Annotated in this window: 12 protein-coding genes and 1 pseudogene; 7 read left to right on the top strand and 6 right to left on the bottom strand. The window is 51.0% G+C overall.

Going from position 1 to position 15,238, the window contains the following annotated elements:
• Window positions 1-5: 5 nt before the first annotated feature.
• The 3 genes from ABYK60_RS00855 (at window position 6) to ABYK60_RS00845 (ending at window position 5,505) form a co-directional block, all read left to right on the top strand.
• On the top strand, window positions 6-3,173 hold the full coding sequence (locus ABYK60_RS00855) for an efflux RND transporter permease subunit (RefSeq protein WP_372869952.1): 3,168 nt from the start codon (window positions 6-8) through the stop codon (window positions 3,171-3,173).
• Window positions 3,174-3,479: 306 nt separating this feature from the next.
• On the top strand, window positions 3,480-4,715 hold the full coding sequence (locus tag ABYK60_RS00850) for a DUF2225 domain-containing protein (RefSeq protein ID WP_372869950.1): 1,236 nt from the start codon (window positions 3,480-3,482) through the stop codon (window positions 4,713-4,715).
• Between the two features lie 10 nt (window positions 4,716-4,725).
• Window positions 4,726-5,505 (top strand): hypothetical protein, encoded by a 780-nt coding sequence (locus tag ABYK60_RS00845; protein WP_372869948.1) that lies wholly within the window; start codon window positions 4,726-4,728, stop codon window positions 5,503-5,505.
• A 139-nt stretch (window positions 5,506-5,644) separates the two neighbouring features.
• Here the strand turns inward: ABYK60_RS00845 and ABYK60_RS00840 are convergent, their stop codons facing one another.
• The 4 genes from ABYK60_RS00840 to ABYK60_RS00825 form a co-directional block, all read right to left on the bottom strand.
• Window positions 5,645-5,821, bottom strand: coding sequence for a hypothetical protein (locus tag ABYK60_RS00840; RefSeq protein ID WP_372869946.1), 177 nt, complete (start codon window positions 5,819-5,821; stop codon window positions 5,645-5,647).
• A gap of 575 nt (window positions 5,822-6,396) precedes the next feature.
• A complete protein-coding gene (locus ABYK60_RS00835; protein WP_372869944.1) occupies window positions 6,397-6,849 on the bottom strand; it encodes a YaiI/YqxD family protein in 453 nt (150 codons plus the stop codon).
• Window positions 6,850-6,873: 24 nt separating this feature from the next.
• Window positions 6,874-7,329: an N-acetyltransferase family protein gene (locus tag ABYK60_RS00830; protein WP_372869942.1), complete on the bottom strand. Its 456-nt coding sequence runs from the start codon at window positions 7,327-7,329 to the stop codon at window positions 6,874-6,876.
• Window positions 7,330-7,443: 114 nt separating this feature from the next.
• Entirely contained in the window at window positions 7,444-9,051 is a 1,608-nt protein-coding gene (locus tag ABYK60_RS00825) for an AbgT family transporter (RefSeq protein WP_372869940.1), read from the bottom strand.
• A gap of 678 nt (window positions 9,052-9,729) precedes the next feature.
• Here ABYK60_RS00825 and ABYK60_RS00820 point away from each other — a divergent pair.
• The 3 genes from ABYK60_RS00820 to ABYK60_RS00810 are packed head-to-tail and all read left to right on the top strand — an operon-like array spanning window position 9,730 to window position 11,996.
• Complete coding sequence (locus ABYK60_RS00820) at window positions 9,730-10,299, top strand: LemA family protein (protein ID WP_372869938.1); 570 nt, start codon at window positions 9,730-9,732, stop codon at window positions 10,297-10,299.
• 3 nt (window positions 10,300-10,302) lie between these two features.
• Window positions 10,303-11,322 carry a DUF3137 domain-containing protein gene (locus tag ABYK60_RS00815; RefSeq protein WP_372869936.1) on the top strand — a complete coding sequence of 340 codons (1,020 nt, stop codon included), beginning with the start codon at window positions 10,303-10,305 and terminating at the stop codon, window positions 11,320-11,322.
• Window positions 11,322-11,996, top strand: coding sequence for a lytic transglycosylase domain-containing protein (locus tag ABYK60_RS00810; RefSeq protein WP_372869934.1), 675 nt, complete (start codon window positions 11,322-11,324; stop codon window positions 11,994-11,996). The genes ABYK60_RS00815 and ABYK60_RS00810 overlap by 1 nt, the downstream gene beginning before the upstream one ends.
• A 94-nt stretch (window positions 11,997-12,090) precedes the next feature.
• Here ABYK60_RS00810 and ABYK60_RS00805 read toward each other — a convergent pair whose 3' ends face one another.
• Window positions 12,091-12,945 carry a 23S rRNA (adenine(2030)-N(6))-methyltransferase RlmJ gene (locus ABYK60_RS00805; protein WP_372869932.1) on the bottom strand — a complete coding sequence of 285 codons (855 nt, stop codon included), beginning with the start codon at window positions 12,943-12,945 and terminating at the stop codon, window positions 12,091-12,093.
• A 196-nt stretch (window positions 12,946-13,141) separates the two neighbouring features.
• Between ABYK60_RS00805 and ABYK60_RS00800 the strand changes: the two are divergent.
• Window positions 13,142-13,852 (top strand): annotated as a pseudogene (locus tag ABYK60_RS00800) (class I SAM-dependent methyltransferase); the annotation flags it as partial.
• A gap of 332 nt (window positions 13,853-14,184) precedes the next feature.
• Here the strand turns inward: ABYK60_RS00800 and ABYK60_RS00795 are convergent.
• Complete coding sequence (locus tag ABYK60_RS00795) at window positions 14,185-15,228, bottom strand: inorganic phosphate transporter (protein WP_372869930.1); 1,044 nt, start codon at window positions 15,226-15,228, stop codon at window positions 14,185-14,187.
• Window positions 15,229-15,238: the final 10 nt, after the last annotated feature.

Genomic DNA, 15,238 nt, shown 5'->3' with positions numbered 1-15,238 from the left:
AAGCTATGGCACGTTTTTTTATCGATAGACCCATCTTTGCCTGGGTGATCGCGATTCTGGTGATGTTGGCGGGTGTACTCGCCATCAAGGGCTTGCCCGTATCACAGTATCCGAACATTGCACCGCCCAAGGTAGTGATCTCGGCCAGTTATCCCGGCGCATCCGCCAAAACACTGGAAGACTCGGTAACTCAGGTGATTGAGCAGCGGATGACTGGCCTTGATCACCTGCGTTACATCAACTCCACCAGTGATGGTTTTGGTAATGCCGAAATCACCCTGACCTTTAACGCTGAAGCCGATGCGGATATCGCTCAGGTACAGGTGCAAAATAAGCTGCAATCAGCCATGCCGCTGCTGCCACAGGAAGTGCAGGCACAGGGCGTACGGGTGAACAAGTCCACCTCCGGCTTTTTGATGGTTCTGGGTTTTGTATCCGGTGATGGCAGCCTGACCAAAAGCGATATCGCTGACTATGTAGGTTCCAACATTCAGGACCCTTTAAGCCGGGTAGCCGGTGTGGGTGACATCACCCTGTTCGGTGCCCCCTACGCGATGCGGATATGGTTAGATCCCCTCAAGCTGACCCAGTACAGCCTGACCACCCAGGACGTAGTGGCCGCGATTCGCGAGCAAAACGCTCAGGTATCGGCGGGTCAGCTCGGCGGAGCCCCTTCGGTTCAGGGACAACAGCTGAATGCCACAGTATCGGCACAGAGCCGTCTGGAAACGCCTGAGCAGTTTCGTAGGATTATCCTCAAGTCCGACACCAACGGTGCCAAGGTTTACTTAAACGATGTAGCCCGGGTGGAACTGGGGGCAGAAAGCTATGTGGTTGAATCATACTATAATGGCCGTCCGGCTGCCGGTCTGGCCATCAGCCTGGCCACGGGGGCTAATGCGCTCAACACTGCCGAGCTGGTTCGGGCCAAAATCGATGAAATGAAGCCCTTCTTCCCTGCCGGGATGGAAGTGGTTTACCCCTATGACACTACCCCCTTTGTTAAGAAATCCATTGAGGGCGTGGTGCACACCCTGCTGGAAGCAGTGGTACTGGTATTCGTTATCATGTACCTGTTCCTGCAAAACTTCCGCGCCACCCTTATCCCCACCATCGCGGTGCCGGTAGTATTGCTGGGTACCTTCACGGTGCTGTCAGCCTTTGGCTTCTCCATCAACACCCTCACCATGTTCGCCATGGTACTGGCCATTGGCCTGTTGGTAGACGATGCCATCGTGGTGGTAGAGAACGTCGAGCGGGTAATGCAGGAAGAGGGCCTAAGCCCGCTGGAAGCCACGCGTAAGTCGATGGATCAGATCACCGGCGCCCTGGTGGGTATCGGTTTGACCCTGTCGGCAGTGTTTGTGCCCATGGCCTTTATGTCAGGCTCTACCGGGGTGATTTACCGTCAGTTCTCCATCACTATCGTCTCGGCCATGGCGCTGTCGGTACTGGTGGCACTTATTCTGACTCCGGCGCTGTGTGCCACCATGCTCAAGCCACTCAAGCCCGGCCATGCCCATGGTCAGCACGGCTTCTTTGGCTGGTTCAACCGCAGTTTCGACAAACTCACATCACGCTACGAAGCCAGCGTGGCAGGCATTCTCAAGCGTACTGTGCGGGTGATGGCGATTTATCTGGCGCTGGTAGTCGCCACCGGCTGGATTTTCATGCGCATGCCCACCGCCTTCCTGCCCGATGAAGATCAGGGCATCCTGTTTGCCCAGGTGATCCTGCCCACCAACTCCACCCAGGAGTCTACGGTGAAAGTGCTTGAGAAAATGGATAAATATTTTCTCGAAGATGAGCAGGAAAACGTAAACTCCGTGTTTTCTGTCGCCGGTTTCTCCTTTGCCGGTATGGGTCAGAACATGGGTATCGCCTTCGTCGGTATGAAGGACTGGGCCGAGCGTGAAGGCGCAGGGCAGGATGTGTTCTCCCTTTCCGGCCGCGCCATGGGTGCCTTCTCGCAGATTAAAGAAGCCTTTGTGTTTGCCTTTGCGCCGCCGTCTGTGATTGAACTCGGTACCGCCAACGGTTTCGATTTCTACCTACAGGATAAAAATGGTCAGGGGCACGACAAGTTACTGGCAGCCCGTAATCAACTCTTGGGTCTGGCCGCACAGAATCCGAACCTGGTGGGCGTGCGCCCCAATGGTCAGGAAGATGCGCCCATGTACCAACTGGATATAGACCACGCCAAGCTGCGGGCTCTTGGTGTGGACATAGGCTCGGTTAACAGCGCCATTGCCACCGCCTGGGGCGGCGCCTATGTGAACGACTTTATCGACCGAGGCCGGGTAAAGAAGGTATTTGTGCAGGCCGATGCCCAATACCGGATGCAGCCTGAAGATCTCAACAGCTGGTATGTGCGTAACGCCAAAGGCGAAATGGTGCCCTTCTCTGCCTTCGCCACCGGTCGCTGGGAGTTTGGCTCACCGCGCCTCGAGCGCTTCAATGGCTTGCCGGCGATGAACATTCAGGGTGCCACCGCGCCGGGATACAGCACGGGTGATGCCATGCTGGACATCGAAAAGATAGTCGAGCAGCTGCCACCGGGCTTTGGTATCGAATGGAACGGTTTATCCTACGAGGAACGTCTGTCGGGTAATCAGGCGCCGGCGCTGTACGCACTGTCGATTCTGGTGGTGTTCCTGGTACTGGCAGCCCTGTATGAAAGCTGGTCTGTACCCTTCGCCGTGGTACTGGTTGTACCGCTGGGCATTATTGGTGCCTTGATCGCCATGAATGGTCGCGGCCTGTCCAACGACGTGTTCTTCCAGGTGGGCCTGCTCACCACTGTGGGTCTGGCCACCAAGAACGCCATCCTGATTGTGGAATTCGCCAAAGAGTTCTACGAAAAAGGAGCAGGTCTAATCGAAGCCACCCTGCACGCAGTGAGGGTGCGTCTGCGTCCCATCCTGATGACCTCGCTGGCCTTTGGTCTGGGTGTGGTGCCGCTTGCCATCTCCACCGGTGTGGGTTCAGGCGCCCAGAACGCCATAGGTACAGGGGTACTCGGCGGTATGATGAGTTCGACCTTCCTCGGCATCTTCTTCGTGCCGCTGTTCTTCGTGATTGTTGAGCGTATCTTCAGTAAGCGCGAAAAGCACAAGTCACCGACGTCCAGGTCACAGGCAAACCTGCCGACAACGCCGGATGAATCGGCTTAATTGCCCTAGGTACACAATACCAAAGCCCCGCAAAGCGGGGCTTTTTTTATGGATATCTGCAGCTAAAAGCCCCATCGGTTTTCATGAAAACTCCGCAGCCCCTCATTACCAGCATTGACTGCTTGTCACCAAACCCCGCCCAACAGCACCCACAAATAGAACAGTATTCGAATTAAAACCTTGTCTGAACTGTCAGAATCTTGGACTCAAAACGCTTTGCATGTTATAAAACTTGGCTGCTGATTTGGCCAAATTGTTAATCAGCCAATGCTCATATTCAGGATTCTATTTTATCAGGCACATTCTATGGATAGAAAACGACTAACTCTGGCAAGCATGCTAATGCTGGTCAGCGCATGCGCAGCCACAACCAAATCAAGTGATGTCAAACCATTAACAACAAATGGTGCCATTTTAGAATCGCCTGAAGAAGCTAAGTTGCTCAAAAAGTCACAACAGACTCACGATGAATTACTGAGTAAAGGTTTGATAATCAGGGATGAGGAAGTAAATGATTATATTGCCAATTTGGCAGCCAAAGTCAGCCCTGACTTCACTCATCCATCCATTAACCTGAACTTTTATGTGTTAAGGGACGCCTCTGTTAATGCGACTGCATTTCCTAATGGCAATATTTATCTGAATGCAGGTTTAATATCCAAACTTACATCTGAAGAGCAGCTGGCATTTGTCATCGCCCATGAAATTGTGCATGTCATTAACAGACACAGTTTGCTGATGAATATCTCCAGCAAAAACACCATCGCCTCTTCTCATGTTGCAAACATGCTGTTGATGGGCACCAACTTAATTTATTTTGCCACCCTAAGCGAATTATCATCCTTCAGCAGAGAAAAAGAAGACGAAGCAGATTATGGAGCCATGAAACTCCTGCACGCATCGGCCATTAATCTATCTGAAGGTGCCAAAGCAATCAGTAATCTTCGCATGGGAAAGAATAACAACGAAAGTGCCTCTATTTGGAGTTCCCATCCCGATATAGATGAAAGACTCTCGAACTTCAGCAAGCGGGTTGAAAGCAATAATTGGCAGGAACAAATACCTGCAACCGACGTGGCTCAATATCAAAAAATCAGAGCAAAGCTGGCAGACCAGGTCATTAATATCAGATTACGCCACAAACAATTTGCACTGGCTGAAGATGTGGTAACACAAGAGTTGGTTATTACCCCTGACAACCCTAAGTTCTACTTTTACATGGGTGAAATTCAAAGGCTTAAAGTGAAGCATCCGGATGCCACTGCAATTGAACACGCATGGCTTTACGGTGTGAAAGATGATGAAAAGCTCAGAACGCTGCTAAGCAAAAAACATGCTGACTTACTCACGTCTGCACAACAGAATTATGAAAAAGCCTTGCTCGTGGATGATAACTTTACTCTGAGCTATCGTGGGCTGGCCATGCTCGCTTTGCATAGAGGGGAAAAAGACCAGGCAAAAGCGTTTTTTGACAAATACTTAAGCACGAAAAACATCAGCGATCGCCGCTACATTACATCTATTAGAGATAGTATTCATTAAGGGAAATAAAATGAAGAAATTGTCCATTAACTTGTTCATGGCCGTTTTGGTCGTCGTATTGACAGGGTGTTCAAATACAGCAGTAAGACATCACAAAGATTATCAGGAAGCAGCAAAGAACGTCGGTTCTGTTGTTATTTTCCCAGCCGATGCAGAAGTCGAACTGGTCGTGTTTGATGGCGATAATGAAAGACTCACTGAAAAAGAAGTCATTATAAAAAATGAGCTTTACAAAATTGCTAAAGCCAAGCTTGAAAAGGAAAACCTGCAAGTTATTGAGTTTGATTTCCAGCAAGAAGCTGAAAAAGATGAAAATTTTGCTTATGCCATCACTCAGGCAAAAGAAGCCTGGAATGTCGCTAAGCAAGACATGTACAAAAAAGGCGTTGTCAGCGAAAAAAACAAAGCGGACTTTCAAACCAACCTGGGCAGTATTTTGAATTTTGTTGCCGAAAAAACCAATGCTGATTCGGCATTGTTGATGCACTTCAATGCGTTTGAAAAATCTGACGGGGTTATTGCCAAAGATGTTACCACCAGCATTTTAGTTGGCCTGTTAACCGCTGGTGCAGTGGTGCCTGTGCAAACAACCCAGGGCTCATTCCTGGATGTGGCACTGGTTGAAACAACCAGCGGCAAGATCCTCTGGGCCAACCGCAGAGCCGGCGCGGCAGCTGACTCAAGCGTTGCCAAAGGCGTTCTGAAAGAATTACCGGATCTGGTTTGGAAAACTGAAGTTGTCACGCCGGAATTGGCCACAGGGGAAGTAAGCAACAGCTCCAAGCAATAAGGAGACAGCTATTCCTGCTCAACACGAAATAAGGCCTCAGCAGAGGCCTTATTTCTCCCCGCTTTTCAAGCTATGCAGGTCGGCATTACAAATGAAAACCCCGCAGCAAAGTGCGGGGTTTTCACAACATCGGTATATATCAGTTGGCTGAAACAGCTTTTCTTGGATTAGCGGCTTTACCCGGCATTACCAATCGATTTTTATGACCGACAAATGACTGTGACTGTACCGCTTCCTGGCTGACAACCTGCGCACTGTGAGTAGTTGCACAGCCGCTGGCAAAAATGACAAGGATCGCTGCAATAGCGTATTTCATGAGTGTCCTCGAGATTTACTGGATCGTTATTGTTATTACTGCAATAGCTTTATATTCCCGAAAGCACCCGCTTCGGCCGCCTTCACAGACGCAGCGCAGTATTCAGGAGGCCGTCGACTTGCCCGGCGGGCGCAAGATACAGCGCATCCGCTCAATTGTCGAGCAAAAGCCGCTTAAAAATTCACATATTGAACACGGGAAAGGTAAATTCACCACAATCAACATGATATGCGGTTATGAACACTGCATATAGGGCATCAAAAAACATGTTCAAGAGCCCTCAGTTCCTTGATGCGGAACCATCTCGTCGGTATTGGCTGACATAATCTGGCGGTCTAAAACAAGCTCTCTTTCTTTTCATTAACCAGGGTTTGCCAACAAGTCGACCTTAAAGAACTCAAAGCAGGGAGAGCCTGGTCAGGCTCCCGGTTGTTTTTTCAAACTCAGCCAATTCTCTGCCTTGTACAGCACATGGCACAGGGCGCAACCTACTCTGGTTTCTTTTCGATAAAATCAGCACTGAATACCAAAGATATGCCGAATTAGCAGCGGTTAGCTGTCTTCAGGATATACCTTTACACTTTTGGCAACTTGGCGAGCCAACGATCCAGCTGATTGGCAAAGGCCTGTCTGTCGGCCTGGGACAGAGGCGCCGGGCCACCGCTCTGAATGCCACTGGCTCGCATGGTTTCCATAAAATCGCGCATATTGAGCCGCGCCTTCACGTTTTCGACTGTGTAAAGCTCACCACGGGGATTGAGCGCCAGCGCGCCCTTGGCGATGACCTCAGCAGCCAGCGGAATATCAGCGGTAATCACCAACTCGCCCTTGCTGACAAGTCGGACAATTTCGTTGTCGGCCACATCGAAACCCGATTCGACCCGAACCGACTTAATGAAAGGAGAAGGGGGCACCCGCACGTTCTGGTTGGCCACCAATGTCAGCGGGATTTGCCTGCGCTCCGCGGCGCGGAACAGTACTTCTTTAATCACCGATGGACAGGCATCGGCATCGACCCAAATTTGCAAAAAGAACTCCTCAATTCGCCACCCTCACTGGAGTGTCAGAGTATAACGGTAAAACTCTGTATCCCGCAGCCAGCCTTCAGCCTGGTAAAGCCCTTGAGCCCTTAAGTTGTCAACGGCGGTTTCGAGCTGCAAACTGCAGGCTCCCGAAGCCAGCCCTAAGTCCCGGGCGGCGGCCAGTAACATTTTACCAAGCCCCTTACCTCGGTGAGAATCACAGACAAAGAGGTCATTCAGGGTCCAGCAGGGTTTGGCTGACAGCGATGAAAAGCCCGGGTAAAGCTGCATAAAACCCAATGCACGGCCATCGGCATCCAACACCAGGAATACTGCCGATTCGTTGTTCAAAAGGCGCTGCTCCAAAAATCCACGGGCAAGCGGCAAGTCATCTGCCAAATCGTAAAAGCAGCGGTATTGATTAAAAAGCTGCGCGGCCAATTCAAGCTCAGCCAGAGTAGCGCGAATAACCGTGAATTCTCTCATCTGTCCTTCCTTTTTTTGCCGCTCGGCTTTCAGCCATAGATTGCCGACAGCCTAACACAATCACTGGGGTAACAAAAAAGGAGGCCGAAGCCTCCTTTTGTGATTCCAGCCAAATTAAGGGATGTAGTAAGTGGCGGCACCCGGCCCTACCGGCAAGCCAAAGCCAAATACCCACAGGAAGAAGAAACTGGTCCAGCCGACGAAAAACACCAGGGTATAAGGCAGCATGGTGGCAACCAGGGTGCCTATGCCCATGTCCTTCTGATATCGGCAGGCCACGGCGAGGATGAGTCCAAAATAGCTCATCATCGGGGTGATGAGATTAGTCACCGAATCACCAATACGATAAGCCGCCTGAATGGTCTCCGGGGCATAACCAACGAGCATCAGCATGGGCACGAAAATTGGTGCAGTTACCGCCCACTGGGCCGAAGCCGAGCCCAACATCAGGTTGATAAAGCCGCACATGGCGATAAACAGCAAAAACAGCAACGGGCCTGTGAGCCCGATGGCGCTGAGGGCATCGGCGCCCATCACCGCCAGCACGGCGCCCAGATTGGTCCACTTGAAGAAGGCCACGAACTGGGATGCGAAGAACACCAGCACTATATACATGCCCATGGTGCTCATGCTGTGGCTCATGGCATTGATCACATCCGTGTCTTTCTTCATGGTGCCAACCACCTTGCCGTACACCAGACCCGGAATGGCAAAACAGACAAAAATAAACACCACTATGCCCTTGAGAAACGGCGATCCGGCAACCAGCCCTGTGTCGGGATGACGCAGCGGCGCGCCTTCCGGCACCACGGTCAGCGCCAGAACAGCGCCCAGCACCAATGCTGCCAGACCGGCCATCTTCAGGCCACGGCGTTCGATGTCAGTCACCTGTTCCATGGCCTGCCCGGCAAGGTCAATGGACGCTTCACGGTCGTCGTACTTGCCAAGTTTGGGCTCAACGATTTTCTCGGTGACCCAGGCACCCATAATGGACACCAGGAAGGTGGAGGCAAACATAAAGTACCAGTTCACTTCCGGACCAACGATATAGTCAGGGTCAATCATCTGCGCCGCGGCTTCGGTGATACCCGACAGCAGAGGGTCTATGGTGCCCAGCAGCAGGTTAGCGCTGTAACCACCTGAAACACCGGCAAATGCAGCCGCAAGACCCGCTAAAGGGTGACGCCCGAGGGAATGGAAAATCATCGCCGCCATGGGGATGAGCACCACATAGCCCAGCTCAGAAGCGGTGTTGGAGACGATACCGGCGAACACTATGGTCACGGTCACCAGCCGGCGGGAGCGGCCAATCACCAGCGCACGCATGGCAGCACTGAGCAGGCCGGAGCGTTCGGCAATCCCCACCCCCAACAAAGCCACCAGTACTGTGCCCAGTGGGGTGAAGCCGGTGAAATTGGTCACCAGATTGGAAACTATCATCCGCAGCCCTTCGGCATTGAGCAGGCTGACCACAGAAATCATGCCATCGGCACTGCGACCGGAGGCGCCTTCGGGGCGCGGGTCGGCCACCGACAGCTCAAGGTAACCCAGCAGGCCAGAGAGCAATACCACACCGAGACAGAACAGGGCGAACAGAGTGATGGGATGGGGCAGTAGATTACCCAGCCGTTCCACCACGTTCAGAAATCGGACAAACCAACCGCTGTTGGCGATGTCTTCCGGGGTTTCAGAGGCGGTAACCTCCTGGGCGTTGGTGCTCATGGTCTTTCCTTCGGGCCTGGGCTGCTTTGCAGCACTCGTTATGGGTATTATCCGCGGGAGACGCCATGCAAAATGTGGCTGCTGACAGTCCTCAGCGGACCCGGCACGCTAGCACAACAGGGTTAAGTCAAACTTAAGTGGCTGGAAGCCGCAAAGACCATAAAGGCGGGGACGGGTAAAAAAAAGGATCCCTGCGGGATCCTTTCACGGCAAATTGGTCGCCAAATATAAATGTTGTTCATCCGTTACTTTATAAAACCCAAACTGAACTGAAGCTTAACCATCTTTAGGTATTCTATGACGTTCATGTAAAAAAGCCGCTTAGCACGCTAATTTTTGCAGCATATTGCAGAAACCCCACTCTTACCCAGCGGATAACTTTGCAGCAGAGCTGTTTTTTTCACCCCTACGAACCGTGCAATAAACCCTTTTATTTCATATGGATATTGTAGATGCGCCATATATTTCCATCTTTAAAAGTCTTTTTTACCCGACTCACACCAATTGCCAACAAAAGCAATTAAAATCATAACTTTACACATCAGATACCAGCTCCTTGTTAAACATCACCCCGGAAAGCTGGTCAGTTTTCCGCCGTGTAAAGATGCAATTTCTGCCGATTTATGGTTAGCTTTGGCTGCAATGGCCCAGCGGGTGTCTGTAATATAAGGATTTAAGATGGAAGGATTGTTAATCGGTCTTGGATTGGTATTGATAGTTTCCTACCTTTGGTACGTCAGCCTGATCAAAAAGCGCAACACCGCCCGTGAAGCGCTGTCTGGTGTCGATGTTCAGCTGAAAAAGCGTGCCGATCTGGTGCCGAACATTCTGACCATTGCGCAGAAATTTATGGATCACGAAAAATCACTGCTCACTGAAATTACCGCGCTGCGAGCGCAAATGTCAGCTGGCTATGATAAGGGTGATGCCGAAGCTGTTCGTCAGCATCTGGCACAGGCCGATGCTCTCAACAGCAAAATGGGACAACTGATGGTAAATGTTGAAAATTACCCAGAACTTAAAAGCGACCAAACCATGGTGCAAGCCATGCAAACCTACAACGAGGTTGAAGCCCATATCAGCGCGGCACGTCGCTTTTACAATTCAGCCGTGTCTGAACTGAACACAGCGGTAGAAATCTTCCCCGGTTCTCTGATTGCCAACATGGCATCGGTACAGGCTATGCCCTTCTTTGAGGCTCACGAAGCCGACCGTGCGCCGGTAAACGCCAGCGACTACCTGAAGTAAACCATGAATATGTTGTCGTTTCTGCTCGGTGCGCCCATTAAGGCGCAGCGGGCAGCCAAAGGGCTGTTTGCCGATGCCAATGACCTTGACGCCCTCAAAACCTATTACGAATCAGAAATAGCCCCATTATGCCGTAAATTTGAAAATCAGCGGTTAGGGGCATTAAAGCAAGCCCGCAAAAGACTGTACCTGGGTGCCGCCATCTACCTTGGTCTGTTGTTGCTTGCCTTTCCCATGATGCGTACCAACGCCGATTTCGCACCATTTATTTGGATGCTTGCCATCATGTTTGCCTTTGCTGTGTGGCATATCGGCAGCCGTCCGCTGCGGCAATACAGTGGTGCCGTGCGGGCAGAAATTTACCCTCGCATCTTCCGCTTCTTCGGCCCTGATTTTGTGTTTTGCAAAGGTCAGGACATGGGGCTGCGCCACTTTAAAAATGCCAGCATTTTACCCTCCTATGACAAAGCTCGCTTCGATGACGGAATACTGGGCAGCTATCGGGGTGTCGAGATTGTCATTAACGAAATTCATCTGCTCAAAGAAGTACGGGATAAAGACAACCGCACCAAGCAAATAACCGCATTCAAGGGATTGACCATTTCGCTCTCAAGCCATAAACCTTTCAAAGGGCACACAGTGGTCATTCGTGCCCGCGGCGCCATTACCAACTTTTTCTCTGACAGCCATAGCGGCCTTGAGCGGGTGCGGCTGGAAGATCCCCGCTTTGAAAAACAATTTGATGTATTCTCAACTGACCAGATAGAAGCAAGGGTACTGCTGACCACCGCCTTTATGGAGCGGATGCTGGAGCTGGCGGGGTTCTTTCAAAGCCGTATCCAATGTGCCTTTTATCAGGACAGGTTGCTTATTACCCTCGAAAGCAGCAAAAATCGCTTCGAGCAAGCCTCAATCTTTGATGGGGCTACCTTCGAATATGAATTCAGCCAAATCCATGCCGAAATGAAGCAACTCTTTGCTATTATTGAATTACTTAAACTTAACGAATATACGGGTCTTTAATGTCAGCTCTTCGCGCCCTGCTGCCAATACTGCTGTTGCCGCTCCTGATGGGAGCGGCGTTGGCCAATGGCGCTGAGACCAAAGAGAAAACCCGCATCACTGCAAAATACTCAGATCAAGGCACCAGCAACCAAACCAAGGTTTACCGCTACGTTCAGCCCAATGGCACTGTAAGCTTCAGCGATAAAGCGCCCGCCAACAGCAAATACGAAATCCTGCTTTTTGACTGCTACGCCTGCAACCCCTCATCCAAGGTAAACTGGCGCACCATTCGGCTAAATCGCAGCTACGAACGCGACATACTGCTGGCGGCAGAAACCTTTTCACTTGAGCCGGCGCTGATCAGGGCCGTTATTCACGCAGAGTCCAATTTTGATCCAAAAGCGATTTCCCGCACCGGAGCTGTGGGTTTAATGCAACTGATGCCCGGCACAGCCAAAGATATGGGTGTACGCAATGCATTACTGCCCAAGGACAATATCCAAGGTGGAAGCCGTTATCTGTCGCAAATGCTGGTGCGCTTTAAGGGCAATCTAAACCATGCACTGGCGGCCTATAATGCAGGCCCCACCAGGGTAGAGGAATACCGGGGTATTCCTCCTTACCCGGAAACCAAAGCCTATATTGAAAGGGTAAATATTCTATTGAGCCGTTATCGCAATTTGCGCATTTGAAAAAAGCACTTCACTTCATTACGCTGGAACAACCTGCGCTTACAACCAATAAAAAACGGGCATGAAGCCCGTTTTTTAGATTCAGTAGCCAGCGTTACTCGCCCACTTCCCATTCAACCCGCACATTGCCGCCTTCAACATTCAGCACCGGCTGTAAATAATCCAGCATCTCAGTGGCAAGGGTATCAAGCTGCCAGGGTGGGTTGATGACCCAAAGGCCTGCGGCTGTCATGCCAAACTCGTCTGAGTCGGGCTTGATGGCTTGCTCAATGCGCAGCTGACGACGAATACCGCTTTGTTTCAGCTTGTCCAGCATGGCTTCAGTCTGGGCGCGATTCACCACTGGATACCAAAGCATGTACACCCCAGTGGCAAACTTGCGGTGCGCCTTGATGATGGCATCGGCCACCGCATCATAGTCGGTTTTAATTTCGTAACTGGGATCAATCAGCACCACACCACGGCGCTCAAGCGGCGGCACATTCGCCAGCAAGCCACTGAGGCCATCCCACTTGGTGACCTGTACCTGACGGGCCGTTTCGAAATATTCGTTCAGCAGCTCAAAATCGGTACCGTGCAATTCATGCAGTACCATGCGGTCATTATCCCGAAGGTGCATATCCACAAATGCCGGTGAGCCGGGATACCATTCCAGATCATCACCACCATTTTCGTTACCTGCATTAAAGTGCCGCACCGCCTCTACATAATGAGCCAGCGAAGCAGGCAGGTCGGTGCGGTTCCACAACCGGGCGATGCCATCCTTGTATTCACCGGTCTTCTGGGCAAACTCATCCTTCAGACTATAGCCACCGGCACCGGAGTGAGTGTCGATATAGACAAATGGCTTGTCCTTTTTCTGCATCAGTTCAATTGTTTGTAGCAAAATGGCGTGTTTAAGAACGTCAGCATAGTTGCCGGCGTGAAAGCCATGGCGATAACTCAGCATAAAAATTTCCGAATTGGTCGGCAGAGTGAAAACTGCGGCTATTATAACCTCAGCGGTAGCATCTGTATCCTTAAAGGGGTCGCTTTTCCCCACAGGCTTTAGTTCCGGGCAAAGGCCACAAAGGGTATACTGCCACCAACTTCCGTTGAGGGTCTTCACTGTGTTTGCAATCCATATCGACAAAGACGACAACCGCCTGAGTGACATTTGCCAGCGTTGGCAGCTGCTGCCCGCGGATAACGCCGACTTTGCGCTGCTGTTTGAAGACGATGCCTTAACTTTAAAAAAGCGGGATGAAGCCAAGCTAGGCGGGATCTCGGTGGACTTTGTCTCGGGTGCCGTAGCCCACAGACGCAAGTTTGGCGGCGGTCGCGGTCAGGCCATTGCCAAGGCCGTGGGTCTCAAGGCCGGTGCCAATCCCAGCGTGGTGGATGGCACCGCCGGGCTTGGACGGGACGCCTTTGTGCTGGCAAGCCTTGGCTGCAATGTGCTGTTGATTGAGCGGCACCCCGTGGTAGCCGCCCTGCTTGAAGACGGCCTGCGCCGCGCCTATCTCGATACCGAAATAGGCCCCTGGATGGCGCAGCGGATGCAGCTCGTTCATGGTTCCAGCCTGGATGCACTGGATAATCTGCAACACAAGCCCGACGTGGTGTATCTCGACCCCATGTATCCCCACAGGGACAAATCTGCATTGGTAAAGAAAGAGATGCGGGTATTTCAGTCATTGGTTGGTGCCGATACCGACGCCGATGGGCTACTGCAACCTGCATTGAAGCTGGCGCAAAAACGGGTGGTGGTGAAACGCCCCGACTACGCCGAAGATCTCGATGGCATCAAACCCAGTACCCGAATTGAAACCAAAAAAAACCGCTTCGACGTCTATGTCAAAGCAGCCATGGGTTGAGCATTCGTTAGCGTTTAAAGCGCTGCCACTGTCTCTGAATCCATAAGTTGACATAAAAAACCCATAAGCTGACAAATTAAATCCATAAACTGACACAAAACCATCATTAGAGTAGTTTGCCTGTGATTTAATTTCATATTTAAATCATTGCCTTAATACAGAATTAAATCTATAAGTTGCCAAATTCACGTTCCAACGTACGCTAGCAATATCGCATCGATTAAAATTTGCCCATGTATATTCGAAATCTACGTAAGCCGTCACCGAACGAAAGTGTGTTTAAGTTCGCCAGCGCTAAAGTGGGGGAAAGGTCATTCTCGTATCTCATGGTGCTAAATGACCACCTGATTGAACAGGTTTTGTATGATGAATAGTCCGATAAAACAGGCAACGGCTGACATTATTGGGGTGATCACCCAACCTATAATTATTCTAAAAAGTATTTTCCAGCGAATAGGTAATCGTTTCAGTAGTGCGATACCGACAACGGCACCGATGACCGCTTGAGAACTTGATACGGGCACTAGCGGGATGGGCGGCAATCCGATACTCACGAAAGCATTCGACAAGGTTTGCGATGAAAAAACAAACAGCACAATAGAGTGAGCCATTACTACCACCCAAGCGGTGACGGGGGTCATGGCAATGAGGTTGTCACCCACCGTCAGCATCACTTTTTTTGAGTAAGTAAACACCCCTATACTGATCGCGACCGCACCGATAAAAAACAGCTGCATTGCTGCTGTGAGTTCAATGTTGAACATTTTAATGGGATCAATCGGTGTACTCAGCACAAAGACGCCCATGACATTGGCGATATTATTGGCGCCTAGGCTATAGGAGCCAAAAGCCCCTGCCAAAATAAGGCCGATACGGGTCCACTTGTCGAGTTGAAACAGCCCCGGGCGAAGTTTGGCAATCGCAGATGTGACGCACTTAAACAGGATAACGGCAGTGATCGCCGCGAGTATTGGGCACAAAACCCAGGTACTTAATATTTTTGATAGCACCTGAGGTTCGGTTTTCATGCCGCTAAACAGGTTCCAGCCAATAATGGCACCAACAATGGCTTGCCCTGTAGAGACAGGCAAACCTGATTTCGTCATGAAATAAACAGTTGTTGCTGCGGCGAGTGCAACGGTAAATGCACCACCTAGTGCTGAGACTTTGCCGAGCGCACCTAAGGTATGTGATGCACCCGCACCACTGATCACAGCGCCTAAGATGACCATCACTGAGCAGATCATCGCAGCGGTCGAGAACTTAACCATGTTTGAGCCGACTGCGGTACCAAAGACGTTCGCAGCATCATTGGCTCCGAGAGACCAACCGAGAAACAGGCCGCTGGAGAGGAAGATCCAAATTGCGATATCCATATTAAAACTC

It is taken from the genome of Shewanella sp. (assembly GCF_041630135.1).
GTDB lineage: Bacteria > Pseudomonadota > Gammaproteobacteria > Enterobacterales > Shewanellaceae > Shewanella.
Note: the sequence above shows the minus strand (reverse complement) of the source record. Positions and strands in the feature narration are given on the sequence as shown.